The 25650-nt window shown below is 70.1% G+C and carries 22 protein-coding genes; 14 read left to right on the forward strand and 8 right to left on the reverse strand.

All coding sequences use genetic code 11. The annotated features are described in order from the left end of the window. Positions 1–179 precede the first annotated feature (179 nt). The 7 genes from ON30_RS34135 to ON30_RS34165 all read right to left on the reverse strand — a co-directional run bounded on the left by ON30_RS34135 (position 180) and on the right by ON30_RS34165 (position 12205). On the reverse strand, positions 180–1298 hold the full coding sequence (locus ON30_RS34135) for a cytochrome P450 family protein (protein WP_083911885.1): 1119 nt from the start codon (positions 1296–1298) through the stop codon (positions 180–182). Beyond that, positions 1295–6889: an SDR family NAD(P)-dependent oxidoreductase gene (locus ON30_RS34140; protein ID WP_051030393.1), complete on the reverse strand. Its 5595-nt coding sequence runs from the start codon at positions 6887–6889 to the stop codon at positions 1295–1297. The genes ON30_RS34135 and ON30_RS34140 overlap by 4 nt, the downstream gene beginning before the upstream one ends. A gap of 84 nt (positions 6890–6973) precedes the next feature. Continuing rightward, the gene (gene asnB / locus ON30_RS34145) at positions 6974–8815 is read right to left on the reverse strand and encodes an asparagine synthase (glutamine-hydrolyzing) (RefSeq protein WP_040714456.1); all 1842 of its coding nucleotides are present in this window, start codon (positions 8813–8815) and stop codon (positions 6974–6976) included. A gap of 93 nt (positions 8816–8908) precedes the next feature. Further along, entirely contained in the window at positions 8909–9748 is an 840-nt protein-coding gene (locus tag ON30_RS34150; RefSeq protein WP_051030394.1) for an SDR family oxidoreductase, read from the reverse strand. Positions 9749–9791: 43 nt separating this feature from the next. Then, complete coding sequence (locus ON30_RS41915) at positions 9792–11060, reverse strand: cytochrome P450 (protein ID WP_040714457.1); 1269 nt, start codon at positions 11058–11060, stop codon at positions 9792–9794. A gap of 74 nt (positions 11061–11134) precedes the next feature. Continuing rightward, positions 11135–11323, reverse strand: coding sequence for a ferredoxin (locus ON30_RS34160; RefSeq protein WP_040714458.1), 189 nt, complete (start codon positions 11321–11323; stop codon positions 11135–11137). A 51-nt stretch (positions 11324–11374) separates the two neighbouring features. Continuing rightward, positions 11375–12205: an acyl-CoA thioesterase domain-containing protein gene (locus tag ON30_RS34165; protein ID WP_051030395.1), complete on the reverse strand. Its 831-nt coding sequence runs from the start codon at positions 12203–12205 to the stop codon at positions 11375–11377. A gap of 329 nt (positions 12206–12534) precedes the next feature. Between ON30_RS34165 and ON30_RS34170 the strand changes: the two genes are divergently transcribed. Then, entirely contained in the window at positions 12535–13551 is a 1017-nt protein-coding gene (locus tag ON30_RS34170; protein WP_083911887.1) for a ParB/RepB/Spo0J family partition protein, read from the forward strand. A gap of 25 nt (positions 13552–13576) precedes the next feature. Here the strand turns inward: ON30_RS34170 and ON30_RS34175 are convergent, their stop codons facing one another. After that, positions 13577–15133 (reverse strand): phytoene desaturase family protein, encoded by a 1557-nt coding sequence (locus tag ON30_RS34175; RefSeq protein WP_040714460.1) that lies wholly within the window; start codon positions 15131–15133, stop codon positions 13577–13579. A 406-nt stretch (positions 15134–15539) separates the two neighbouring features. Here ON30_RS34175 and ON30_RS34180 point away from each other — a divergent pair, with 406 nt between their 5' ends. The 13 genes from ON30_RS34180 (at position 15540) to ON30_RS34245 (ending at position 25637) form a co-directional block, all read left to right on the forward strand. Next, positions 15540–15791 carry an acyl carrier protein gene (locus ON30_RS34180; RefSeq protein WP_040714461.1) on the forward strand — a complete coding sequence of 84 codons (252 nt, stop codon included), beginning with the start codon at positions 15540–15542 and terminating at the stop codon, positions 15789–15791. A gap of 35 nt (positions 15792–15826) precedes the next feature. Beyond that, positions 15827–17065 carry a beta-ketoacyl-[acyl-carrier-protein] synthase family protein gene (locus tag ON30_RS34185; protein ID WP_040714463.1) on the forward strand — a complete coding sequence of 413 codons (1239 nt, stop codon included), beginning with the start codon at positions 15827–15829 and terminating at the stop codon, positions 17063–17065. Between the two features lie 8 nt (positions 17066–17073). Beyond that, positions 17074–18216: a beta-ketoacyl synthase N-terminal-like domain-containing protein gene (locus ON30_RS34190; protein WP_218006339.1), complete on the forward strand. Its 1143-nt coding sequence runs from the start codon at positions 17074–17076 to the stop codon at positions 18214–18216. Further along, on the forward strand, positions 18213–19160 hold the full coding sequence (locus ON30_RS34195; protein ID WP_040714468.1) for a beta-ketoacyl synthase N-terminal-like domain-containing protein: 948 nt from the start codon (positions 18213–18215) through the stop codon (positions 19158–19160). Before ON30_RS34190 ends, ON30_RS34195 begins: the two co-directional genes overlap by 4 nt. A gap of 5 nt (positions 19161–19165) precedes the next feature. Further along, positions 19166–20143 carry an acyl-CoA thioesterase family protein gene (locus ON30_RS34200; RefSeq protein ID WP_040714470.1) on the forward strand — a complete coding sequence of 326 codons (978 nt, stop codon included), beginning with the start codon at positions 19166–19168 and terminating at the stop codon, positions 20141–20143. Between the two features lie 10 nt (positions 20144–20153). Beyond that, positions 20154–20477 (forward strand): hypothetical protein, encoded by a 324-nt coding sequence (locus ON30_RS34205; protein WP_040714473.1) that lies wholly within the window; start codon positions 20154–20156, stop codon positions 20475–20477. Position 20478: 1 nt separating this feature from the next. Next, positions 20479–20886 (forward strand): hypothetical protein, encoded by a 408-nt coding sequence (locus ON30_RS34210; RefSeq protein WP_040714474.1) that lies wholly within the window; start codon positions 20479–20481, stop codon positions 20884–20886. Positions 20887–20888: 2 nt separating this feature from the next. Next, entirely contained in the window at positions 20889–21269 is a 381-nt protein-coding gene (locus tag ON30_RS34215) for a hypothetical protein (RefSeq protein WP_051030398.1), read from the forward strand. After that, positions 21257–22372 (forward strand): beta-ketoacyl synthase N-terminal-like domain-containing protein, encoded by a 1116-nt coding sequence (locus ON30_RS34220; protein ID WP_218006340.1) that lies wholly within the window; start codon positions 21257–21259, stop codon positions 22370–22372. The genes ON30_RS34215 and ON30_RS34220 overlap by 13 nt, the downstream gene beginning before the upstream one ends. Next, positions 22369–23301, forward strand: a complete 933-nt coding sequence (locus ON30_RS38640; RefSeq protein WP_051030399.1) for an ApeI family dehydratase — start codon at positions 22369–22371, stop codon at positions 23299–23301. Before ON30_RS34220 ends, ON30_RS38640 begins: the two co-directional genes overlap by 4 nt. Next, positions 23282–24019 carry a 3-oxoacyl-ACP reductase FabG gene (gene fabG, locus ON30_RS34235; RefSeq protein ID WP_040714475.1) on the forward strand — a complete coding sequence of 246 codons (738 nt, stop codon included), beginning with the start codon at positions 23282–23284 and terminating at the stop codon, positions 24017–24019. Before ON30_RS38640 ends, fabG begins: the two co-directional genes overlap by 20 nt. Before the next feature lie 15 nt (positions 24020–24034). Continuing rightward, positions 24035–24742 (forward strand): 2-hydroxychromene-2-carboxylate isomerase, encoded by a 708-nt coding sequence (locus ON30_RS34240; protein ID WP_040714476.1) that lies wholly within the window; start codon positions 24035–24037, stop codon positions 24740–24742. 73 nt (positions 24743–24815) lie between these two features. After that, the gene (locus ON30_RS34245; protein ID WP_051030400.1) at positions 24816–25637 is read left to right on the forward strand and encodes a class I SAM-dependent methyltransferase; all 822 of its coding nucleotides are present in this window, start codon (positions 24816–24818) and stop codon (positions 25635–25637) included. Positions 25638–25650 lie beyond the last annotated feature (13 nt).

The raw sequence follows: 25650 nt of genomic DNA on the forward strand, positions 1-25650 counted from the left end.
TTCTCCTGGTAGAGCGAATCGACCGGAGACGAGTGTTTCGCCCTCGTCCACCGGTCGCGTTCGCCCCCGGCATACCCACGCGCCGCGTGCCCAACCCGACCCGACACCTCCGGCGTCCGGCGACCTCCGCAGTCCGGCGACCTCCGCGGTCCTGGAACTCCGCGAACCGACAACCCCGGTCATCTCATGCGCAGCGGTAGCCGCGCGAGACCTCGCATGATCGTGCTGGGCCGCCAATCGATCCGGTCGACCGGGATCGCCAGTTCGATGTGCTGGTATCTGTCCAGCAGTTTTCCGAAGACGATCTCGGCCTCCAATCGCGCCAGCGGAGCGCCCAGGCAGTAATGGATGCCGTGCCCGAACGCGAGGTGCCCGCGGGCGTCGCGGCGCAGGTCGAGGATGTCGGGCCGCAGGAATCGCGAACCGTCGTGGTTGGCGGAATCGATGTTGACCATGACGAATTCACCGGCCGGAACGGTCACGTCCCCGATCTCCACCGTTTCGGCGGTGAAGCGCAGCGTGGCTTGGTTGACGGGGCTGTCGTATCGCAGGAACTCCTCGATCGCGCCGGGCAGCAGGGAACGGTCGGCGCGCAGCGCCGCGGCCTGCTCGGGATGGGTGACCAGGGCGAACATCCCGTTGCCGATGAGGTTGACGGTGGTTTCGTGCCCGGCGGCGACCAGCAGGCCGATCATGGTCTCGATCTCCTGGTCGCTCAGACGGTCCTCGCCGTCGTCGGCCAGCAGCGTCGAGATGATGTCGTCGCCGGGGTTCTCGCGCCGGAAGGCCACCAGTTTTCGCAGATAGTCGAACATGGGCGTGTAGTCCTTGTTCGCATCCGGCTGACCCGCCCTGACGGTGTCGGCGGTCCATTCCCGGAAGGTGGTCCGGTCGCTGTCGGGAACCCCGCACATCTCGCAGATCACCATGATCGGCACCGGGAAGGCGACCTCGTCGATCAGGTCCACCGTTTCCCGACCGTCCAGCCGTCCCAGTACTTCGTCGGTGATCTCCTCGATCCGCGGGCGGAGGTTCTGGACGTAGCGCGGTGAGAAACTGCGGCCGACATTGTGTCGGAGCCGCTGGTGGTCGGGCGGGTCGGTGTTGAGCATGTGGTGGGTCAGCGACTGACTGAACAGCGCGTGGTAGCCGAATTGCGCGCGGCTGTGCAGCAGGTCCGCGATCCGGGTGGCGTCCTTGGCGAAGCGCTGATCGGCCAGCACCTGCCGTACCTCGTCGTATCCGGTGACCAGCCACAGCCGCAGGCCGGTGGAGATGTCGAACGGACGCACGCTCATCTCGGCGCCGCCGGAAAGGTTTCCGCGAGCCAGTCGCGCACCACGGCCGATGCCCGCAGGGCGTGGTCGGTCATCATGGTGTAGTGGTTTCCCGGTGTCATGCGGGTGACGGTGACTTCGTCGGGGGGCGGGGCGAATTCACCGGTTTCCGGATCGAGCATCGGCTGTTCCTCGGCCCGGACCAGCAGGACCGGGATCGACAGTTCCGGCAGGGGCGAGGCGGCCCAGTGCTCGAACAGCGGTCCGTAGTGGCCCATCGCGGTCAATTCCTCGGAGGGCACGTCCACCAAGCCTTCCAGGCTGCGCAACTGGTTGATCATGGTGGCGAAGATCCGCGCGTCGTCGTGGTGCCGCAGGCTGAAGCTGTCGAGCATGATCACGCCCGCGGGCGAGCGGCCGAGCGACTCGAGGTGGGCGGCGGTGCCGTAGGCGACCCAGCCGCCGGAGGAGTAGCCGGTGAGGACGAACGGCGCGTCCCCGACGACGTCGAGCACCGCCCTCGCTTGGGTCTCGAACAGTGTCGGCAGGTCCGCCGCGAGCAGTTCGTCCTTGGCGAATCCCGGGTTGGGGATCGCCCAGACCTGTCGGTCGCCGCGGAACGGCGCGACGAAGCGGACGTATTGGTGCGGACCGGACGGCGCGGCGTACGGGGTGGTGCAGACGAGGACGGGATGCTCCGCGCCTTCGGCCAATTGGACCGGTCGAGGCAGTCGCGGCGGCACGTCCGGCGCGGTGAACGCGGGCCGGAGCCGTCCCGCGAACTGCACCATCCGCGCGGCGTCCACCGCCCGGCCCTGTTCGCACGCGCCGAGATAGAGCCGCACCAGACTGTCGGACGAATCCGCCTCGCTCGGAACGGGTTCGGTGACTTTGGCGTCCGGGGCGGGCGGCGCGGCGTCCTCCGCGATGCCCGTGTTCACCAGTGTCGCCGACAGGATGTGTTCGGCGAGAGCGCGGGGCGTGGGGCGGGTGAACGCGATGCTGCCCGGCAGTCGCAGATCGGTGGCGCGGCCGAGTTGGTTGCGCAACTGCACCGCGACGATCGAGTCCATCCCCATCTCGATGAAGGGGCGGTCGGGGTCGATCTGTGTCGCGTCGTAGCCGAGGACGGCGGCGATCTCCGAGCACACCAGATCCAGCGATATGCTCGCGCGCTCGCCGGGCGGAGCCTGTCGCAGGCGATCCTTCCACGCTTGCGCGCCCTCTGACTGCCCCGGGGATGGCCCGCCCGCGCCGATGCCCTCGAGTTCGTCCATCACCCGCAGTGCTTCGGGGATCCCGGACAGCAGCGGCCTGCGGCGCGCCGAAGCGTAGCCCGCGGTGAACCGTTCCCACTCGACGTCGGCTACGACGGTGACGGGTTCCGCCGAGGCCAGGGCGTCCTCGAGGACGTGCAGTTGAAATTCCGGTTCGAAGACGGCGAATCCCCAGTGTCGCGCCACCTGCATGGCCGCTTGTGCTTCGGTCATGCCGAGTTGGTCGAACGCGCCGTCGGGCAGGCCCTGCCGCCGCAACGCCTCTTGCGCGGCGTCCCGCATGCCCATCCCGGGACAATTCCAGGCGGTCCACGCTATCGCGGTCGCGGACAGTCCGCGGCCGCGCCGGTGCTCGGCGAGGGCGTGCAGGTAGGCGCCGCTCGCGCCGTAGGGCGCTTGTCGGCCCGCGCCCCACAGCACCGAGACGGAGGAGAACAGGACGAACGCGGCCAGCCGAATGTCCAGTTCTTCGGTGAGTTCGTGGATGACGCGGGCGCCCGCGGCCTTGGCCCCGAAGACCTCGGCGAAGTCCGCCGCGGTGGACTCGGAGATCGACTGCAATCGCCCGACACCGGCCAGGTGGAACACGGCGGTGATCGCGTGTTCGCCGTCGAGCACGGCCCGCACGGCCCGCCGGTCGCGCACATCACAGGCGACCACGGTGACCTCGGCGCCGAGGGCGGTCAGTTCGGCGACGTGCTCCGCGATGCCCTCGGCCTCCTGACCACGCCTGCTGGCCAGGATCAGCCGACCCGCGCCGCGTTCGGCCAGCCACTTCGTGACCGGTCGGGCCAGCCCGCCCGTGCCGCCGGTGACGAGCACGGTGTCCGCCGGTCCCGGCTGCCACCGCTGCTCGATCGCCGTCCGATCGCGCCTGAGCTTGGCGCCGGGCGCCAGCCTGCGGACCAGATGGCCGTTGCCGCGCAACGCGATCTGGTCCTCGACGTGCTCGGTGAGCATCGCGGCGAGGTTGCGCACGACGACGGCGTCCGGTCGCGCGGGCAGATCGATCAGGTTGCCCCAGCGCTCGGGATGCTCGAGCGCCACCACCCGGCCCAGCGCCCAGGTCTGTTCCTGGATCGGGTGCTCGAGGCGGTCGGAATCGCCCGTCCGGACGGCGCCCTGGGTGAGCAGGGTCAGCGGCGCGTCGATGCCCGCGTCACCCAGCGCCTGCGCGAGCGCGAGATTGTGCGCGGTCCCGGTCGGCACGGAATCGGTAGCGGGGGAGGGGCTCTCGTCCAGCGCGAGCAAGGAGACGACGCCGGTGAACGCCGCGCCCCCGGTCGACTCGTCGCGTAGCCGAGCGGTCAGGGAACTCCGGTCGTCGTGGGGGGCGACCGCCAGGACGCGCACGTCCTCGGCGCGGGCGCGGACGGCCTCGAGGACCTGTTCGGTCACCTGGTCCCGCGCACGGGCGGCGGGGACGAGCACCAGCCAGCTTCCGGCGCGGCCGCGCAGGGGCGGGGGCTGGGCGCTGGGCTCCCAGACGACGCCGTACCGGTTGGCCTCGATCGTGCTGGTGACGGTGTCGCGCCGATGCCAGTCCGACAGACTCGGCAGGACCTCCGCCAGCGCGGCGAGCTCACCCGCACCGGTGAGTCCGAGGGTCTGCGCGAACGTCGCGGCGTCGCCCTGCTCGACCGCTTGCCAGAACGCTTCGTGCTCGGCGGTGCGGCCGCCGACCGGGGCGTCGGCGTCGGCCGGTTCGAGCCAGAACCGTTGCCGCTGAAAGGGATAGTTCGGCAGCCGCACCGAGCGGTGCCGTTCCCTGGGAAACAGCGAGGCCCAGTCGACACCGATGCCCGCGCAGTGCAGATCGGCGGCGGAGCGGAGGAACTGCTGAACGCCGTGGGTGTCGCGCCGCAGTGTCATGGCGGTCGTCACCGGGACACCGGCTTCGGCGGCCAGATCCTCGATGGCTCCGAGCAGCAGCGGATGAGCGCTGCACTCGATGAAGACCTGGTGCCCGGCGCCGATCGCCGACAGCGTCGCGAGGTCGAAACGGACCGGCTGCCTGCCGTTGTCGAACCAGTAGTCGACATCGGGTTCGGCGTCGAGCAGGTTCCCGGTGACCGTCGAGAAGAACGGGATGGCGGGCGCTCGCGGGACGATTCCGGCGATGTCGGCGGCGAACTCGTCGCGGAATTCGTCCAGTTTCGGGGAATGGCCCGCGCCGTCGGCGCCGCGGACGACGAACGCGCGGATGTTCTCCGACCGGAGCTGTTCCTGGATCGCCGTCACCTCGGCGGTCGCCCCGGAGACGACGACCTGCGCGGGACCGTTGACCACGGCCACCGACACCGTCGACCGATACGGTTCGATCCGCCGCTGCACTTCGGCCACCGGGAGTTCGGTGACCAGCATCGTCCCGATTCCCCGCATCTTGGTCCTGACCCGGGTCCGGGCGACGATGATGCGCGCGCCCTCCTCGAGCGTGAGGGCCCCGGCGACCACCGCCGCGGCGATCTCGCCCTGCGAATGGCCGATCACCGCGCCCGGTTCGACGCCGTGGGCCCGCCACATCGCGGCCAGCGCGACCGTGACGGCGTAGGAGGCAGGCCACTGGACTTCCGGATCGTCCAGTGTCGGCGCGCCCGGTTCCTGCCGCAGCACGTCGAGCACCGAGCAGGACAGGAACGGCGCGAGGGCGGCGTCGGCCGCGCGCAGGGTTTCGGCGAAGACGGGGGAGACCTCCAGCAGGTCAGCGCCCATGCCGGCCCAGTGCGCGCCCTGCCCGGAGAACACCAGGACCGGCCGTCCCAGACCCGGACGGGCAACACCGGTCGACACGTCGCCGCCGGGTTCGCCGCGTTCGACCGTCGACAGGGATTCGGCGAAGGAGTCCCGGCAGTCGGCGACGACGACCGCGCGATGTTTGAACGGGGCGCGCGAGTGCACCAGGGCCGCGCCGATATCGGCGATCGTGTCCGTGGACGTGGCGAGCCAGGTGCGCAACCGCGCCGCTTGTTCCCGCAGCGCCCGATCCGATCGCGCCGAGAGGACCCACGCGGTCCACGGCAGGTCGGCGCCCGTCGACTCGCTCCGCGGCTCCGGCGCGCCGGGCGCTTCCTCGACGATGACGTGCACGTTTGTTCCGGACAGGCCGAACGCCGACACCCCGGCGCGCCTGGGTTCGCCGTTGGCCTCCCACGGTCGCGGCCGGTCCAGCAGTCGAACGGCGCTGTCGTCCCAGTCGACGCGGGAGTTCGGGGTGCCGATGTTGAGGGTGGCCGGAAGCCGCCCGTGCTCCATGGCCTTGATCATCTTGATCACCCCGGCGACACCGGCGGCGGCCTGGGTGTGGCCGATATTCGATTTGACCGAACCGAGCCACAGCGGACGATCGGGCGCGCGGTCGCGACCGTAGCTGTTGATCAGCGCGCGGACCTCGATGACATCGCCTACCGCGGTGCCCGTCCCGTGGCCGTCGACCGCGTCGATCTGGTCCGACCGTATGCCCGCGTCGAGGAGGGCCTGCTCGATGACGCGTTCCTGGGCGGGCCCGTATGGTACGGCCGCCACGCCACTGGACGCGCCGTCCTGATTGGCGGCCGTGCCCCGGATGACGCCCAGGATCCGATGGCCGCGGCGTCTGGCCTGTCCGAGTCGCTCCAGCAGCAGCAGTCCCGCGCCCTCACCCCATCCGGTGCCGTCGGCGTCGTCGGAATAGGCTTTCACCCGTCCGTCGCGCGCGTTGACCTGTTTGCGGGAGAAGTCGATGAACGCGCCCGGCGAGGACATCACGGCCACGCCGCCCGCGATCGCGAGATCGCATTCGGCCTCGCGCAGGGAACGGCACGCCAGGTGGATCGCCATCAACGACGACGAACACGCCGTGTCGACGGTCAGCGACGGTCCGTGCAGCCCCAGGAAATGCGAGATGCGCCCGGACACGACACTCGGCGCGTTGCCGGAGACCAGGAAACCCTCGCTGTCGGTGGGCACCTGGAAGAAATGCGAAAGATAGTCCTTCTCGTTCGTGCCGACGAAGACGCCGGTATCGCTCTTGCGCAGCGCGTGCGGGGCGATCCCCGAATTCTCCGCAAGTTCCCAGGCGATCTCGAGCACCAGGCGTTGCTGGGGGTCCATCGCCGCGGCTTCCTTGGGGGATATGCCGAAGAAATCGGCGTCGAAGTCCGCTACGCCGGTGAGGAACGCGCCGGACCTGGTGTAGGTGGTCCCGGAATTGTGCGGGTCCGGATCGTAGATCCGCGCGATGTCCCAGCCCCGATCCGTGGGTAGATCGGTGACCACATCTGCTTCTCTGCTCAGCACCTCCCACATGTCCTCGGGGGAGGAGATGCCGCCGCCGAATCGGCAGGCCATGCCGATCACGGCGATGCTGTCCTCAGGGTTTCGATCAGGCCGCGAAGTATTCATCTGCTGCGATCTCCAGGCAACTCGGGACGGTCATCCATATCAATCCAGTTCCAGCTCCGGCCGGTACATGTCCAGCCAGGCGTGGATGTCGACGGACCGGTCCAGCGCCGTCCGTGTGAGGGGGTTCATGCGCGAGGGGTCCTCGGCGATCGCGTCGAGCATCCATTTCCGGTCGATCAGGTCGAACACGGGCGAATTCGGTTCGGCGAGGATCTGTTTCGCGAGCTGTTGCAGGTTCGCCGCGTAGACCGGGTCCTGCGTCGACGGGTACGGGCTCTTCACCCGGTCCACGACCGATTGCGGGAGCACATGTTTCGTGGCGTGCCGCAGCAGGCTCTTCTCCCGGCCGTCGAAACTCTTCAGCGACCACGGGGTGTTGTAGACGTATTCCACGAGACGGTGATCGCAGAACGGCACCCGCACTTCGAGACCGACCGCCATCGACATCCGATCCTTGCGGTCCAACAGGATCCGCAGCAGCCGGGTCAGGTGCAGGTGGCACATCTCGCGCATGCGGCGATCGGCCGCGGATTCACCGGGCAGGTGTTCGACCTCCGCGCGCGCCGCCGCGTAGGCGTCGGCGGTGAAGGCGTCGATGTCGAGCCGTTCACGCAGTCCCGGATGCAGCGAGTCGAAGCGGGGAGCGTTGCGGGTGGCCGCGAGGGAGAAGGCCAGCCAAGGGAAGGTGTCGGCGGCGAGCACTCCCTCGTCGCGGAACCACGGGTAGCCGCCGAACACCTCGTCGGCCGCTTCGCCCGACAGCGCCACCGTCGAGTGTTCGCGAATCGCCCGGAACAGCAGGTAGAGCGACAGATCCATATCGCCGAGTCCGACGGGATTGTCGCGCGCGGCGATCACCGCGCGCCGGACCGAGAGATCCGACAGCTCGGCCGAACTCAGCCGCACGTCACGATGGTCGGAGCGCACCAGGGTCGCGACCGCGTCGACGAACGGCGAATCGGGGGTGTCGCGCATCTCGTCGGGGACGAAGTCGTGGTCGAGGAATTCCACCGAGAAGGTCCGCAACCGCTCGCCGCGCCGCGCGAGACTCGCCGCGGCCAGGCCGGTGATGGCGCTGGAATCCAGTCCGCCCGAGAGCAGTACGCAGCGCGGTACGTCGGAGACCAGTTGTCGCTCGACGATGTCGTCGAGCAGTTCCCGCACCCGCTCGACGGTCCGGTCCCGGTCGTCGGTGTGTTCGGTCGCGCGCAGTCGCCAGTAGGCCCGCCGGTGGATTCCGTGGCGGTCCACCCGGGCCAGCGTCCCGGGCAGCAACTCGGACATGCCTTTCCACAGCGCCCAGCCCGGGTCCTTGGTCTGGGTGAACATCTCGCGCAGCCCGTCGAGATCGACGGCCCCGCGCACCGACGGGTTGGCCAGGATCGCCTTCTGCTCCGACCCGAACACCACGCCGTCGGGCGTCGGGTAGTAGTAGAAGGGTTTGATGCCCAGGCGGTCCCGGATCATCACCAGCTTCTCCTCGCGCTGGTCCCAGATCGCGAACGCGTACATGCCGTTGAGCTGGTCGACGACGTTCTCGCCCCACTCCAGGTAGCCGTGCAGCACCACTTCGGTGTCGCTGTCGGTGCGGAACCGGTGTCCCAGCGCCGACAACCGCGCACGCAGGTCCCGGTAGTTGTAGGTCTCGCCCGAATACACCAGGGCGACCTCACCCGCGGGCGTGCTCACGCTCATCGGCTGGGTGCCACCGGGGAGGTCGATGACGGCCAGCCGCCGGTGCCCCAGCCCGGCGTGCGGGCGCAGGAAGACGCCGCTCCCGTCGGGCCCGCGGCAGGCCATCGTCTCGGTCATCGCGTCGAGGACGCTCTGTCGGCGGGTCAGGTCGGCGTCGAACGATACCCAACCGGCGATTCCGCACATGTCACGGCCTCTCGTGGATTCGGCTTGCGTGGAGGAATGTCGTTGTCACGGACAGGGATCGACCCTTCGCGCGAGGTGCGCGCGGGCGGTCGGTCAGCTGGGCAGCGGCAGGACGGCGGGCCAGTCCTTGCCCCGGGCCAGCGCGTCGGTCCCGCCGTCGCAGAACACCACCGAACCGATGAAGTACGCGGCCTGATCGGAGAGCAGGAACGACACCAGCGCGGCGATCTCCTCGGGCTTGCCCGCGCGACCCGCCGGTGTGGCGGCCAGAAAGGCCCGTACGCCCGCGCCGACCAGGACATCCTGTATGCACTGCTCGGTCATCGGCGTGTCGATGATGCCGGGAGCGATGGCGTTGAGCCGGATGCCCGCGCGGACGTATTCCGCCGATCTGGTGCGCGCGTACCAGGCGAGCGCCGCCTTGGTCGCGGGATAGGCGTGGACGGGACCGAGTTCGGCGAAGGAGTCGGCGATCTCGCGCGCTTTCTGCTCGTCGCCTGCGAGGCAGGCTTCGGCCAACTCCACCGGCCAGCCGGGCTGGGTGACGGCGGCATTGGACGACATCAGGATGACCGAGGCGTTCCCGGCCGCCTCCAGCGCGGGCCGCAGCCCCTCGAGCAGCGTGATCGCGCCGAAGTAGTTGACCGACACCAGCAGGGCGCCGGGCCGCTCGTTCGCCGCGGCGAGGCCGGCGCAGGGCAGGAATCCGCTCAGCCTGCCCTCGCTGAGACGGGTGATCTCCGCGATCGCGTGCTCGCGGCCCTCGGGCGTGCCCAGGTCGGCGACGACGTCCGCGTCTCGTCGTCCGACACCGATCACCCGGTATCCCGCCAGACGCAGCTGATCCGAGACTGCCGCGCCGATCCCCGAACTCGACCCGGTGACCGCTATCGTCCGATCCTGCGGCGGTCGGTTCGCGAGGCCGTTGGTCATCGGGCAACTCCTGTGTGTGTGGACGGCGATTGCCGGTGCATGGTCAGGCCGGTTCGAAGGTGATCTCGAGCCGTTGCAGACCGCGCAGCAGATAGGTCGGTTCGTATTGGAAGTTGCGATCCTCGGCCGGTCCGTGCGCGTTCTCGTCGATGGCGAGGTCGCGGACGCGGTCGAGCAGTCGGTTGATCGTGATCAAGCCCTCGGCGCGCGCCAGTCCCGCACCGACGCAGGTGTGGATACCGCGCCCGAACGACAGGTGCTCGCGGGCGTTGACGCGGTCGATGTCGAACTCGTGCGGATTGTCGAATTTGCGCGGATCGCGATTCGCGGCGTCGAGGCTGAGCGTGATCAGCGTTCCCGGGGCGATCTCCACGCCGCCGAGGGTGGTGCGCTTCTTGGTGAGACGGAAGTCGACCTTGGTCGGGCACTCGATGCGCAGCGCCTCCTCCATGAAGGGCGCGATGCGGCCACGGTCCTCGCGCAGCGTCTTCCGCAACTCCGGTCGCTCGGCCAGCACGCGCACGAGCGCGCCGAGCATCTTGGTGACCGTTTCCTGCCCCGCGGCGAAGAGCAGGGTCGCGGGCCGCACGACTTCGATGAGTTCGGGGATCGACCCGTCGGCGTGGGTCGTCGCGGCCAGGATGCCGAGGATGTCATCGCGCGGGGCCTCGCGCCGCTCGGTGACGTAGGCGCCGAACGTCTCGTCCAGCCACCGCAGCGGGTTGACGCCGACGGGTGCGTGGTCCAACGCCCCCACCCGGTTGCCCTTCCCGGCCAGCCTGGCGCGGAACTCGGCGCGATCCTCGTCGGGGACGCCGAGCAGGTCGGCGATCGCCAGGGCGGCGAACGGTTTCGCGTAGTCGCCCATGAATTCGCATCGGCCCTCGGCGAGGAATTCGTCGAACTGGTTGTCCGCCAACACCCAGAGGAAATCCTCGTTCTCCTTGAGTCGCTTCGGCGTCAGGATCCGGCTCAGCATTCCCCGCGTGCGGGTGTGCTGGGGCGGGTCCATCGTGACCACGTGCTCGCTGATCGGGAACAGGTGACGATGCGCCTCGATCTGGTCGCTGATGTCGTCCCCTTCGGGCTCGAACGGCAGCGGTGGGAACGGCCCGCCGATGGCGACGCAGGAGGAATAGGTGCCCGGGTCCCGGAACACCTCGATGGCCTCCTGGTACCCGGTGACGAGTACGGAACCGTGATTCGGTTCGCGGTAGACCGGGTTCTGACCGCGCAGGAACTCCAGATATTCGTAGGGGTTCTGGGCGATGGCCGGATCGGAGAAGAAGTCGACGGAGGCCAGATCGGTCATGTGCTCGTCAGCCTTTCGTGGTGGAGGAGAACGTGGATGGTCGCGGCACGCACCGCCCGGTCGATCGGCTCCGGTCAGCCCACGACGATCGCCCACTCCGGACACGCCCCGGCGGCCGCCGCGGCCGCCCGCTCGAGGTCGACGGGAACGTCGGACCGCCGCGCCTCGGCGTAGCCGTGCTCGGTCAGGGCGAACAGTTCCGGGCACAGCGACACGCAGATGCCGTGGCCACCGCAGCGGTCGGGATCGAGGGACACCTTCATCACACCTCACTCACGGCCCGCTCGGGTGCGCGGGCCTGGCGGAACTTCGGCCTACTGTGGGTCGCCGCGCCGCGCCGAGAGCGCCTGCGCGGCGGAGAACGCGGACAGGTCGATCTGCCCGAGGCCGTTGGCGATACCGGTGACCAGGCACAGACCCAGCGGACCGGCGCGGTCGTACATCAGCGCCGACGCGACGGCGACCCCCTCGGTCGCGACGCGGTCCGCGGCCCGCAGTCCGATCTCGTGGCCCACGGGAAGACGTGACAGGGTCATCGTCACGTCGCAGTTGATGTGGCCGACGCCCTCGGTTCCTGAGTTGCACACGATATTCGAGGCGTCGGCGGCGTAGGCGGCCGACTGGAACGGCGAGTTGGGCTCGCCGTCCACCAGGGTCGGGACGTCGTGCCAGGCGCACAGGCGCTCGCCGTGCAGACCCGCGGCGATATCGGTCGTCCAGTCCCGTTCCCCCGACCTGAACAGCATGGCGTGGCCCCCGGCGGCGTCGAGCGGGTGCGTCGGCGTCGGCGACTCCCGCGCCCGCTGCCACACCCGTCCGGGTGGTTCCTCGGTGGCGGCCGAGTACAGCACCGTCGCGCGGGCCCGCACGCGGTCCCGCTGCACGATCGAGGTGTCGACGACGCGTACTCGTCTGCCGTCGCGCACCACTTCGCCGCGCAGCCGGATCGGCTCGTTCAGTACCGGACGGAACAGATCGACGGTGAACCGCGCGGGGACGAACGACGCTCCTGGACAGTGCCGTTCGGCCTCGCGAGCCAACAGACCGCACACCGCGGTGCCGCGCAGGTGCGAGTCCGACCACGGACTGACCGCGAGGTCGGTGGCGAGATAGCGGTCCTGCGACATCGTGAAGATCGCGACCAAGCCGGACCCCTCTCTCCCGCTTCGAGATTCCACCGAGTAGAACACGTTTCAGGGCTCGGCGGAAGGGACCGGAACGGCGTTCCAGGTCGTTTCATCGGGAAATAGGTGTGGCCTGTTCATGCCATTCCCGAGTGTCGCCGACCGGCCGTGCCGAAGGTCTGCGAACTGTTAGCCTCCGATGCTGAGCTACCCGAGATCCTCGCGGAGGTGGCCCGTTTCGCCGCCGCCGTCGACGCGGGCCCCCGGCTGCCGAGGTGACCGAGTTCCTCCAGCAAGTGCCGGTTTAGGAGGCGATCAGGGTGGTAACCACGAAGTACACAGGGGGATCGATGGGCAACGCCGGGAACCTCGGTTCGCATACGAGGAGAAGTGATTTGCTGAGGGCGCCGATCTCCGCACTGTCGCCTTGTACGAATGTCGTCGAATTATCGATTTCCGATGTGCTTCCGGCGGATTCGTCGCCGCGCACATCGGCGGTGGACATGGAACATGTGCGTACTCTCGCCGATTCCGCGGCCCCTTTTCCGCCGATTATCGTCCGCCGGGCGACGAGGCAGATCATCGACGGTTGGCATCGGCTGCACGCCGCCCGACTACGCGGCGAGCAGACCATCGCCGCGGTGCTGTTCGACGGCGACGCCACCGAGGCGTTCGTGCTGTCGGTGAAGGTGAACGCGGCGCACGGACTGCCGCTGTCGCTCACCGAACGCAAAGCCGCGGCACTGCGGATACTGCTGTCCTATCCGGAGTCCTCGGATCGGTCGATCGCCGCCGTCGCCGGGATCTCCCATCGCACCGTGGCGGCCATCCGAACCCGGTCGACTGGACAGATTGTCCAGTCGACCGGCCGGGTCGCGGCCAACGGCGTGGTGCACCGACTGGACGGACAGCAGGGCCGCCGACGAGCGATCGAGATGTTCACCGCCGACCCGGACGCGTCGGCGCGGAAGGTGGCCGCCGCCGCCGGCATCTCGCTTACCACCGCCAAAGAAGTCCGCAAGTTGGTGCGGACCGGGCAACCGCCGGTGTCGGCCGTCGAACCCGCGCCACCCGCCGTCCCGCCCGCCGAGCCCGCGCGCGAGCCCGCCGGTCCGGGGCGGGCCGCCGCCCGGGAGGCCGACACCGCCGCGGTGCTCCAGCGGCTGCGCAAAGACCCGTCGCTGCGTTTCAGCGAGACCGGGCGCAACCTGCTGCGGCGGCTGGAGCCCCTGGTCGGACAAGGCGCCGACCTGAACGCCATGATCGCCGGCATTCCGCACCACTGCGCTCCGAGCATCGCCGAACTCGCCCAGCAGCGCTCCCGCGAGCTGCTCTACCTGGCGGATCTGCTCAACCGGCGCGGATGACGCCGTCGGAGGCCGACCCGACCCGTCAACGCCCGACCAGCACCGAATGCAGACGGTGGCGGGCACGGCCGCGAATACCGTTGCGGCGCAGCGCGGCACGGGCGGCATCCGCGCCACAGGCGCCGTGGACGGCGCCGCCGGGATGGGCGGCGGAACTCCCGAGGAAGAGGTTGCGCAGGACGGTCTGCGGCCCGCCGAGACCGGGCAGCGGCCGGAAGGGGCCCTGCTGGTGCAGCGCCATCGTGCCACCGAGCCGAGTGCCGATGGCCGCCATATCGCCCGGGCGCCGCACCTGTCGATCGAGCAGGGCCGCCGAGAATCCGGGTGCGTGGTCCTCGATGACCGCGTCGATCTCGCGGGCCAGCAGTTCGGCGGTGGCGTCGTCGCGCACGCCGCGCGGCATCAGGGTGTAGGCCCACGCCGATTCGGTGCCCTCCGGTGAGCGCGTGGGATCGCAGGTCGTCATCTGGCCCAGGAGCAGGAACGGGCGCTCCGGTACGGCGCCACAGGCGATCTCGGCTCCCCAGCGGATCAGACCGCGCTCATCCGCGCCGATGTGCACCGTCCCCGCACCGCGCAGTTGGGGCGCCAGCCACGGAATAGGCCGCGACACCGCGTAATCGACCTTCACGACCGCGCCGTCCGGCTCGAAACGTCGGAGATCCTCGTGCACGCGGGCCGGGAGCGCCTCGGGGGCGAGCAGTTCCCGGTACAGGGTCGTCGCGGGCGTGTCGGCCACGACGGCACGCCGCACCGCGACGCGCTCGCCCGACGCGGTGCGCACCGCCGTGACGCGTCCCCCCCGCACCTCCAGAGCGGAAACCCGCACGCGGGCGCGGAGTTCGGCACCGGCCGCCCGCGCCCGGGCGACCAGTGCGTCGGTGAGCGCGCTCGCCCCGCCGACCGGGCAGGGGAAGCCGGTGTCCTGGGCGAGCATCGTCAGCAGCCATCCGACGGCCCCGGACGGCGCGGCGTTGACGGCCAGATCGCCGTGACCGCAGTTGCCCAGCAGCAGCAGTCGCGCGTGCTCGCCGCGGAACAGTTCGCGCGCCATACGGTCGGCGGGCAGCAGCAGGAACCTGGCGAAGCGTGCCAGTTCCGGCGCACCTTCGGCGCGCAGCAGCCGCACCGCTTCGCGTAGCGGGCGGCGACCGCCGAAGCCGATCTGCAGCAGGGGATCTCGTACCCGCCGCCACTGGGTCGACAACTCCAGCCAGGTCCGGGCGTCCTCGGGATGATGGCGGCCGAGTTCGTCGGCGGTCCGCCGGGGGTCCGGGTACAAGCCCACGCCGTCCTCAGGTGTGCGTGCCGAGGCCGCCACGGTCGGCGCGTAGGCCCACCGCAATCCGAACGCCGCCAGATCCAGGCCGCGCAGCGCCGGGGAGACCACGGCCAGAGGGTGATTGGCGCTGAAGAGGTCGGCCCGGAAGCCCGCGAACAACTCGGTGGAACGGACCGCGCCGCCGAAGTCCGGTTCCTGTTCGAGCACGAGCGCGTCCCAGCCCGCGTCCGCGAGGATGTTCGCGGCCACCAGTCCGTTGTGACCGCCGCCGATCACGACGGCGTCGACAGTTTCGGTCATCTCGCGATGCTACTGGTCGGGTCGGGCTCCGGGCTTCGCGCGCGAATCGGTCGACTTTCCTGGGATCCACCGGCCTTGACTGGTTATCGCGGGTCGGGTTCAATTCGAGACGGATATCGCGTCGGACATACGGAATCGGAAATAGGCGTAGTCGCGACGAGGGGTTGCCGCGGTGACAGAGCCGTTGTTCCTGCTCTCGGCATGCGGAATGGACTGTGCGGCTCCGAGGCATTCGAATCGACCGGAAATCCGGCGGGAGGGTGTTCGAGCAATGGCGCGTGCGACGAAATATTCGGGAGAACCCCGCCACGGAGTCGATCGGTCGACCGTCGTCGACTTTTCCCGGTAATTCACGAATTCAGCAGGGCGAACCGCCGAGGGATGGCGATTCCACGAAGGGGTACAGATGAGTTCCACCGTCAACAGCCGTCGTGTCGAGATCAAAGAGATCGTCTGCCGAATCATCGAGATAGACGAACAAGAACTGTCGGAGGTGGCGTTGTTCAAGGACGACCACGATGTCGACTCGCTCATGGCCATCGAGATCCTGGCCGCGCTGGAGAAGACGTACGGCGTTTCCATCGATCAGGGCGAACTCGCGCGCATGGTGAACCTGGTGGGCGTCTACGAAGTGGTCGACGAGGCGCTGGCGCGCTAGCGGGCCGGTGCACCGGGCCGAGGCGGAACCACGCCATGAGTGAATCATCCGTACGCCGTGTCGTCGTCACCGGCATGGGCGTCGTCTCCAGTATCGGCATGGGCGCGAGCGAGTTCGGCGCGGCGCTGCGCTCCGGTCGCAGCGCGGTGCGGCCGATCCGCGCGTTCGACACCACGGGTTACGAGCACGCGCTGGGCTGCGAGGTCGGGGAGTTCGATCCGCACCGCTGGATTCGCCACGGCAGTCCCGAGGACATGGGCCGGGCGAGCACGTTCTCGGCGTCGGCGGCCCGCATGGCGATCGAACACGCCGGGCTGACCGAGGAACGGGTGGGCGCGAGCGACGCGCTCGTCGCCGTCGGGACCACCGACGGGGAAGCCCGCGATCTCGACGGCATCGTCGAGACACAGGTGCGTCGCGGACCGTCCGAGATCTCCGGCGAGATCGCCGCCCGTGTCCCGGCGGGCAGGCTCTCGGCGGCCGTGGCGGGCGAACTCGGACTCAGCGATGTCGAGGTCGTCACCCTGCCGACGGCGTGCGCGGCGGGCAATTACGCGATCGCCTACGGCTTCGACGCGATCCGCGCGGGCGATGTCGACTTGGCGCTGTGCGGCGGCGCGGACGCGGTGTGCCGCAAGACCTTCACCGGTTTCTATCGCATCGGCACGATCGCTCCCGAACTCTGCCAACCCTTCGATCGGGATCGCAAGGGCATCCTGACCGGTGAGGGCGCCGGGATGCTGGTGCTGGAGAGTCTCGATTCCGCGCGGGCGCGCGGCGCGCGGATTCTGGCCGAGGTTCTCGGGGCGGGCATCAACTGCGACGCCCACCATCAGGTGGCGCCCGACGAGGACAGCATCGCCGCGTGCATGCTGCTCGCGTTGGACAACGCGCGGGTGCGGCCGGAGGAGGTCGACTTCATCTCCGCGCACGGCACCGGCACCCGGGCCAACGACGTCACGGAGGCGCGCGCGGTGCGGCGGGTGTTCGGTGAGCGGACCGCGCCACCGACCGTCTCGATGAAGTCCATGCTCGGGCACACCATGGGTGCGGCGAGCGCGCTCGCCTCCATCGGCTGTGTGCTCGCGATCACCGACGGCTTCATTCCGCCGACGATCAACCACCGCGAAACCGATCCGGAGTGCGGGATCGACTGCGTCCCGAACCGCGCCGCCGCCGTCCGACCGCGCGTCGTGCAGAACAACAGTTTCGCCTTCGGCGGCAACAACGCGATCGTGCTCTACGGCGCCTGCGCGGACGGGGCCGACCGATGAACGCGGGCGTGCGAACAGCCATCACCGGTATGGGGGCGGTGGCGAGCGTCGGTGACGGCGTGGACGAGGTGTTCGCGGCGCTGTGTCGCGGGCGCAGCGGTCGCGCGCCGCTGCGGGCGTTCGCGAGCGACCGCTTCCGAGCCGAGTTCGCCTACGAGATCGACGACCGTCCGGACGGCCGCGACCTGCCCGGCCGGGCGACGAAGCATCTGCTGCACGCGGTGGCGCAAGCGGTGACGGACGCCGGTCTCGGCGAGGATCTGACCGATATCCCCGTGTTGGTCGGGACGGGGCTGCGGGAACTGCGCTCGGTCGAGTTGGCGTGGACCGAAGGCGCGGAATTCGACATCCGGAGACTGGATTTCGGCGTCGCGCTGCGGGAGCGATTCGGGACGAGGCAGGCCCACACGTTCGCCAACGCGTGCTCGGCCTCGCTGCACACCCCGGCCCTCGGCATGGACATGCTGACCGCGGGGGTCGCCGACACCGTGGTGGTCGCCGGGGTCGACACGATCACCGCGAGCATGTTCGGCGCGCTGGACCGGGTGCAGTTGACCACGCCGGATCGCGTCCTGCCGTTCGACGAAGCCCACTGCGGCACGTTGATGGGCGACGGTGCGGCCGCGGTGGTTCTGTCCCGTCGCGCGCCCGGGGGAGAGGTTTCCCCACACGCGTTCCTGCGCGGGGTGTCCATGAACTGCGACGCCCACCACCCGACCGCGCCGGACCCGGAGAGCATCGCGCGGGCGATGCGGTCGGCTCACCTGCTCGCCGAGGTCACACCCGCCGACATCGATCTCGTCCTGCTGCACGGCACCGGCACGGTCCTCAACGACGAGGCGGAGGCCGCCGCGCTGGGCGAGGTGTTCGGTCCGTGGGCGCGGCGGCCGATCATGACGGCGCTGAAGTCCATGACCGGCCACACCTCCGGCAACTCGGGCTTGTTGAGCCTGATCGTGGCCGCCCGATCGCTCGCGACGGGCGCGGTGCCGCCGACGCTGGGCCTGCGGAATCCGATCGCCCCGGCGCGGCAGTGGCGCTTCGCCCGCACCGAACGCGACACCGTGGCCGCACCGTCGCGCCTCGCGCAGATCGACGCGTTCGGTTTCGGCGGGGTCAACGCGGTGGCGATCCTGGAGAGTGCGTCGTGAGCGCGGACGAGGTGGTGGTGACCGGAGTCGGCACGACGCTGGCGGGCGCGGGCGGGCGCGGCGCCCTGCTCGACGCCGACAGCGTGGTGGGCGCGGACCCGGTCGTCACCGTCAGCGGTCGCGGCGTCCGATATCTGGATCGCGCGACCCGACTCGCGCTGTCGGCGGCGGGCGACTGCCTCGCCGAAGCCGGGGTCCTGCTCGGCCCGAAAGCCACCGAGGGCGACGGCATCGCGGTGGTCGCCAGCTCGAACTTCGGCAATCTCGACACGGTGTGCGAGATGTCGGCGCGCATCGCCGCCGAGACCTCCGCGGCGCTGAGCGCCCTGGCGCTGCCCACCGCGTCCAGCAATGTCCTGGCCGCCGCGACCGCCCGGTGGTATAGCCTGCGCGGGCCGAATCTCCTGCTGTGCAACGGGAACACCTCCGGTCTGGACGCGATCGGATGGGCCGTGGCCTTGCTGCGGGCGCGACGCTGCGCCGGTGTTCTCGTGGTCGGGGCCGAACCGCGCAACGAGGTGGTCGCCCGGTTCACGGGAGTGGCGGCACCGGAACTGTTCGAGGGCGCCGTCGCCGTGTACCTGGAGAGCTCGGATCGCGCCCGGGCGCGCGGAGCCCGCGCGATGGCCCGGATCGGCGCGTACGCGCGCGCGGACTCGCCCGCGGCGTACGTCGAGAAGATCGGCCGGGACGCGGCGCGCGCCTGTGATCTGTGGTTGACCGAGGACACCGACCCGGACGCGGGGTTGGACGGACTCACCCGGCGCGCGCTGGCCCCCCGTTACGGATGGTCTTCGGGAGCGCACGGCGTCCTGCAATGCGCGGCGGCGGTCGCCTGGCTCGAATCGGGCGGCGGCGCGGCGGTGATGACGAGCGGCGGTGACGACGACTTCGCGGGGTTGGTCGTGAGCGGGCACCTGTCGGTGCCGGACGAAGGGAACTGAGAGCGATGAGCACGTCGACGGCGAACGAACTGCGCGCCCGGTGCGACTCGGTGCGCGACGCACCGAGTCGGGTCGCCCTGCGGCCGCGCTACGAGGGTTCGAATATCTGCACGTGGATCGGCTTCAAACACGTGAACTACCTGGTCGAGGAGGCGGTGCTGGACCATTTCCGCGCCGCGGGCCTGCCCGCCAGGGCGCTGTTCGAGGAGTACGGCCTCGGATTGGACCTCGTCGGGTTGAACACGCGCATAGCCCACGCGCTGCACATGGACGATCTCGTCGAGGCGACCGTCACGCCGACCACCGCGGGCGAGGAGGCGGGGTTCGGCTTCCGTGTGCGACTGACCGTCGAGCGCGACGGCAAACAGGTCCGCGCGGCGGCGGCCACCGTGCGGGCGGTGCTGGTACCCGGCACATTCGGCGGCGACATCGCCGAATGTCCCGCCGAACTCGCGCCGTTCGTGGTGTCGGGCCCGATCGATCCGGCAGCACCGAGCGCGGAGGTCGACGTCACCGACCGTGCCGCGGTGCTGAAACAACTGACCGCCGGCCGCAACGCCTTCGGCTGGAAATGGCGCATCCCGTACTTCTACTGCCATTTCACCGAGCGGCTGCAGATGTCCGGGTATCTGCGGCAGATGGAGGAGGTGGTCGACCTGTTCCTGGCCGACCGCGACATCTCGATCAGACAACTGCTCGCGGACCGGAAATGGATCCCGGTGGTCCCCGCTTCCTCGATCCGCATCCTCGACCACGCGCGGATGGAAGAGGACCTCTACACCGTCTTCACGGTCGAAGATGTCTACAAGGAGTTCACCTATTCCGCGCGGATGGACTGCTACGTCGTGCGTGACGGCGCGTTGCTGCACACCGCGACCGGCGCCATCACCCACGGCTACGCGGTGATCGAGGACCGCCGCGACTGGTCGCTGGCCTCGTTCGACGATCGGGTGCTCGAGGCGCTGCGCGTCGAAGCGAAGTGACCGGTGCGCCGTGCCCTCCTACCTGCTGATCGAGTCCCGCGCACCGGGTTCGGCCGCCGCCGACCGGTTCGTCGGCGATGCCTGCCGGCTGCGGCACGGCGGCGCGCGGGTGGTGCTGGCGCTGATCCAGGACGGCGTACTCGCCGCGGTCCCCGGCGTGCTGCCGCGCCTGGCGGAGTTCACCGGTGCGGGTGGCGCGGTGTGGGCCGAGGACTGGTCGATCGCGCAGCGCGGGGTGGCCCGGTCCGACCTCGCGGCGGGCGTGATCGCGGTCGGCATGGACCGGATCGCCGAAACCCTGCTGCGGCAAGAGGTTCGGGCGGTGTGGCACTGACATGAGACATGAGCCCACCTCCTGTGACGTCCTGATCAAGCTGCTGGGAGCGCCGCACCGGGACGATCTGATCGGCAGCGCGCTGCGCTTGGCGCACGCGTTGCTCGGCCGCGGTGCGCGGGTCCAGGTGTGGGCCTGCGGTGACGCCACGCGACTGACCAGCGCCGCCCTCGGCGACGAGAAACCGATCGACGTCACCGACCATACGACCCGTTACCCGTCCACCGCGGCCGTCGTGCGCGACCTGCTCGCCGCGCACCCGGATCGGTTGCGCTGGTACGTGTGTCGGTTCTGCTGCCGGGACCGCGCGGCGCCCGAGCAGATACCGCAGGTCGTGGTGCGCTCGCCCGGGGCGTTCTGGCGGCACGTCGAAGTGTCCGGCAAGGTGCTGGCAGTGGGGGCGGTCTGATCGTGTCCGCCACCACTCTGCTGATCCTGGAACGCGGCCACCGCGGCTGGCTGGAGACCCAGTTCTCCGACGAACTGTATTTCGCCGCCGCCCTGTACCGGCAGGGCGGCGGCCTCGACATCCATCTGCGCGGCACCGCGGCCGGATACGCCATCGATACCGGCGTCGTCGCCACGTCCGGCATCGCGCCGTCTGTGCGTCCCGCCGACCCGCGCCGTTCACTGCGTGCCTTGCTGGCCGCGGGCGCCCGGGTGTGGGTCGATGCGACGGACCTGCGCATGTTCGGGGACAGTGCCGCGCGGCGGCTGATACCCGGAGTCCGTCCGGTCGCCGCCGGAGAGGGCCCGGACTGGCCCGACTACGAGAGGGTGTGGTTCTTCTGACGACCGACGGACGTGACGCCGACAGCGTGGCGATCACGGCGTGGTCCGCCATCTCCCCCTGGGGAATCGGCGCCGCCGAATTCTCGGCCGGGCTGCGCTCGACCGGCCCGACCGCCCGGCGACTGGACGACGCCGACTGGGAGGTGCCGTTCCGACACGCCTGTCTGGTACCGGATTTCGACGCGCGCACCGCGCTGGGCCGGAAAGGGACCAGATCGATGGACCGGATGACCGCGCTGTCGGTGGCCGCGGTGGGCCTGCTGCTCGACGACGGCACGGGGAACCGCAGGGCCGGTGTCACCGACAGCGCCGGACTGGTGCTGGGAACCGCCATGGGCAGCGCGCAGAGCATGATGTCGTTCACCCGCGACTCGTTGGTCGAGGAACGGCCCTATCTGGTCAATCCGGCACACTTCCCGAATACGGTGATGAATTGCGCCGCAGGGCAATCCGCCATCTGGCACCGGCTGAAGGGGCCCAACGCGACCGTCGCGGGCGGCCGCGCGTCGGGACTGCTGGCGCTGCGATACGCGCTGCGACTGCTGCGCGCGGGCCGGACCTCCACCGTGCTGTGTGGCGCGGTGGAGGAGTTCTCCGAAGCGCGGGCCTGGCTGGAATGGCATGCCCGCGGCAGACCCGACGTCGAGAAGACCGTCCTCGGCGAGGGCGCGGCGATGTGGTTGCTCGAGGACGAAGCCGCCGCCCGCGCACACGGCCGCCGGATCCTCGGGGTGCCCCGACGGATGGAGTTCGGTTTCGCCAGGACCCTCGACCGCATCCAACCCGTCCTCGCGCGGTGCGTGCGGCGGGTCCTCGAGGACAGCGGGACCTCGGCGGATGAGATCCGCTTCGTCGTCACCTCGGGCGCGGACCGCGCCGAGGGCGACTACGAACGGGCCGCCCTGGCCGAAGTCCTCGAAACCACCGGGGCGCGCGATATCTCGCTCGACACGGCGATCGGCGACACCTCCGCCGCCTCGGCGGCCTTCCAGATCGTCGCGGCCCTGGCACAGGCCGAACCGGGTGCGCGGCACCAGGTGGTGATCACCTCCGTCGAGGCGGACGGCGTGGTCGGCGCGATGCTGCTGGAGGTGCGTCCATGACCGCCGACAACGGCGTGGTGCGCGGTGCGCTCGTCGTCGAGCAGACGGGTCCGTCACCGGTCGTCACGATGCCCGTCGCCGCCGACGAACCCGTGTTCGCCGGACATTTCCCGCACTTCCCGATCTTCCCGGCAATCGGTGTGATCGACTTCGTGCGCCGCGCCGCCGTGTCGACCCACCCGGCGCCGCGCACCGGCCTGCGGGTCGAGAGCGTGCGGCGGGCGCGATTCCTGAACCCGATCCGGCCGGGTGATCGGCTGACCGCGCGGCTGACCTGGGAGCGCACGGGGGAGCGGTGGCACTGCTCGGCGGCGGTCGGCACCGCCGACGGGCCCGCCGCCCGGCTGTCCCTGGTCTTCGGTGACCCTCCGGCATCGCCGTCGGACGTGGTGGGGGCGCGGGACTCCCGGCACCCGGTGATGACCGGGAGCGAGATCCATCGCCTGCTGCCCCATCGCTATCCGATGCTCTTGATCGATCGGGTCGTCGGTCCCGTCACGGACCAGGAGGTGTTCGCGCAGAAGGCGGTGACCCGCGGCGAGCCCTGGTACCAGAGCCCGCCCGGCGGACCGGAGGCCGCCTCCGACGACTACCCCGCGGCCCTCGTCCTCGAATCCTGGTCCCAGGCGGCGGCCGTGCTGATCGCCCGCGAACGGCCCTCGGCGAACCCCCTCGACACGGTGCCCTTGTTCGGCAGCCTGTCCGGCGCGCGACTGCCCGCGCCGGTCCGTCCCGGGGACGTCATGGACCACCACGTCCGCATCGTCCGCCGGATCTCGGACACCGTCCTCGCCGAGGGAGTCAGCACCGTCGACGGTCGTCCCGTGCTCGAGGTCGAGCAGATGACGATCGCGCTGCGACCGATCGCCGCGGTGACCGGAAACGGTCGACCGAGAAAGGAAGCCGCCGATGACCGCACCCGAGCATGATCCGGTCGCGCTGGTGACGGGCGGATCGCGCGGCATCGGCCGGGCCGTCGTCGCGCGCCTGGTCCGCGACGGATACCTCGTCGCGTTCTGCCACACGGCCCGCAGCGCGGAACAGGCGGCGCGGGTGGTGGCCGACAACGGTGACCGGGCGGTCGCCGTCGAAGCCGACGTCACCCGCCGCGACGAGGTGCGGGCGCTGGTGCGGCGGGTGCGCACCGACTTCGGCGTCCCCGAGGTGCTGGTCACCTCGGCGGGCATCGTCCGCGACACTCCACTGGCCCTGATGAGCGACGACCACTGGGACGAGGTCATCGACGTCAACCTCTCCGGCACCTACAACATCTGCAGGACGGTGGTCTTCGAGATGATCAAACGCAAGCGGGGGAGCATCGTCAACATCTCCTCGGTCGCGGGGGTGTCGGGCAACGCGGGGCAGACCAACTACTCGGCCGCCAAGGCGGGCATCATCGGCTTCAGCAAGGCCCTGGCCAAGGAGGTCGGCCGCTACGGCATCCGCGTGAACGTCGTGGCCCCGGGCTTCATCGAGACCGAGATGACCGATTCGCTCTCGCCGACGGTGCGGCAGGGGGCGCTCGACAGTATCCCGGTCGGACGGTTCGGCACCGCCGAGGAGGTCGCCGACATGGTCGGTTACGTGGCGTCGGCGTCCTACGTGCACGGCGCGGTCCTGCCCATCGACGGCGGAATAGTCCTCTGACGGATCGGGTGCGCCATGTCTTCCAAAAATTCCCCGCGCTGGTACTTCTCGCTGCGCAGCCCCTACTCGTGGATCGCGGGCCATCTGCTGCGCGACCGGTATCCCGACCTGCTCGCCCGACTGGAGTACCGGCCGTTCTGGGAACCGGACGCCCGCAGCACCGCCATGCTGACCGCGCTCGGCGGCGATTTCCCGTACACCGCGATGTCCAAGGCCAAGCACCTCTACATCCTCCGGGATGTGCGCCGCCTCGCCTGTGGCCTGGGACTGCCCTTGGTCTGGCCCGTGGACCGGGATCCGGTCTGGGAGATCCCGCACCTGGCCTACTTCGCCGCCGCCGACGCCGGGCGGGGCCCCGAATTCGTCACCCGCGCGAGCGAATTGCGCTGGGAGCACGGCCGGAACATCTGCGATCCCGCCACCATGGGCGACCTCGCCGTCGACCTGGGACTGCCTCCCGAGCGCTTCGCGAACGCGGCGGACGACGAGGACTATCGGGCGCGGGGCGCGCGTGCGCTGCTGGACGTCGACCGTGACGGCGTGTTCGGCGTGCCGTTCTTCGTGCACGGCCGCGAGAAGTTCTGGGGCGTCGACCGCCTGGGTCTGTTCGCGACGGGCGCTGAGGCGGGCAAGGCCCCTCCGGAAACCGACGTGCCCGTCCCGGCGTCGACGCTGGAGGGAGGCGCCGGACCGGACCGAGGTCACGCGGGCGGCTGCGGATGAATTCGCCTCACCTCGGCGCGGCACCACCTGTCGAACCACCCCTTTCCCCTTCGACCGAGAGCGGAGAACTACCATGCGCGAAAGCATTTCGCACACCTCCGAAGCAGTGACCGACCTGTACGACCAGACCCTGGCGATGGAGATCATCTTCGGCCCCGACATCCACCTGGGCTACTGGCCGGAAGGGGTCGAGGACGGACTCGACAACGCTCAGAAGCGGCTCACCGACTTGGTCGCCGCCTCGGCCGCCCCCACGGCGGGCACCCGGATCCTGGATGTGGGGTGCGGCACCGGCGGCCCGGCACGCCACATCGCCGCCACTACCGGCGCCGCCGTCACCGGCGTGACGATCAGCCCGAAACAGGTCGAGGTCGCCCTCGCTCGCAACGACGACGCCGACGTCGACTTCCACGTGGGCGACGCCACCGACCTGCCCTTCGCGGAGGCGGAATTCGACGCGGCGGTGGCGATCGAATCGCTCATCCACATCGCCGACAAACAGCGGGCCCTCAACGAGGTCTTCCGCGTGCTGCGGCCGGGCGCGACGCTCGTCGTCGCCGACCTCACCCAGTCCGAGGGGCTGCTCGAGCTCACCAACGCGGCGCAATCCGACCTGCGCGCGATGGCCACCCTGCTGTCGCCGAGCGACTACCGAAATCTGGTCGCGCAGGCGGGTTTCGAGATCGTCGAGGTGCGCGACATCGGGCCGCGGGTCCGCCCGTCGTGGGCGAAACTCGTCGAGCGGGCGACGGACCTGCGACAGGATGTCGAAGCGGCGGACTCCACCCGGCAGGTCACGGCCGTCGCGGGCGCCTTCGGCGCGCTCGGAAAGGGCGCCGACGCGGGGTTTCTCGGCTACGTCCTGCTCATCGCCCGCAAGCCCGCCTCGCCGTAGGCGTCGATTCGGA

Source organism: Nocardia takedensis NBRC 100417 (assembly GCF_000308695.1).
Lineage (GTDB): Bacteria > Actinomycetota > Actinomycetes > Mycobacteriales > Mycobacteriaceae > Nocardia > Nocardia takedensis.

Coding starts and splice junctions, on each gene's coding strand:
- ON30_RS34135 (WP_083911885.1), bottom strand. CDS start 1,298: ATGAGCGTGCGTCCGTTCGACATCTCCACCGGCCTGCGGCTGTGGCTG.
- asnB (WP_040714456.1), bottom strand. CDS start 8,815: ATGTGCGGAATCGCCGGTTGGGTATCGTTCGACGCCGACCTGACCCGC.
- ON30_RS34150 (WP_051030394.1), bottom strand. CDS start 9,748: ATGACCAACGGCCTCGCGAACCGACCGCCGCAGGATCGGACGATAGCG.
- ON30_RS41915 (WP_040714457.1), bottom strand. CDS start 11,060: ATGACCGATCTGGCCTCCGTCGACTTCTTCTCCGATCCGGCCATCGCC.
- ON30_RS34160 (WP_040714458.1), bottom strand. CDS start 11,323: ATGAAGGTGTCCCTCGATCCCGACCGCTGCGGTGGCCACGGCATCTGC.
- ON30_RS34170 (WP_083911887.1), top strand. CDS start 12,535: ATGGGCAACGCCGGGAACCTCGGTTCGCATACGAGGAGAAGTGATTTG.
- ON30_RS34175 (WP_040714460.1), bottom strand. CDS start 15,133: ATGACCGAAACTGTCGACGCCGTCGTGATCGGCGGCGGTCACAACGGA.
- ON30_RS34180 (WP_040714461.1), top strand. CDS start 15,540: ATGAGTTCCACCGTCAACAGCCGTCGTGTCGAGATCAAAGAGATCGTC.
- ON30_RS34185 (WP_040714463.1), top strand. CDS start 15,827: ATGAGTGAATCATCCGTACGCCGTGTCGTCGTCACCGGCATGGGCGTC.
- ON30_RS34200 (WP_040714470.1), top strand. CDS start 19,166: ATGAGCACGTCGACGGCGAACGAACTGCGCGCCCGGTGCGACTCGGTG.
- ON30_RS34210 (WP_040714474.1), top strand. CDS start 20,479: ATGAGACATGAGCCCACCTCCTGTGACGTCCTGATCAAGCTGCTGGGA.
- ON30_RS38640 (WP_051030399.1), top strand. CDS start 22,369: ATGACCGCCGACAACGGCGTGGTGCGCGGTGCGCTCGTCGTCGAGCAG.
- fabG (WP_040714475.1), top strand. CDS start 23,282: ATGACCGCACCCGAGCATGATCCGGTCGCGCTGGTGACGGGCGGATCG.
- ON30_RS34240 (WP_040714476.1), top strand. CDS start 24,035: ATGTCTTCCAAAAATTCCCCGCGCTGGTACTTCTCGCTGCGCAGCCCC.
- ON30_RS34245 (WP_051030400.1), top strand. CDS start 24,816: ATGCGCGAAAGCATTTCGCACACCTCCGAAGCAGTGACCGACCTGTAC.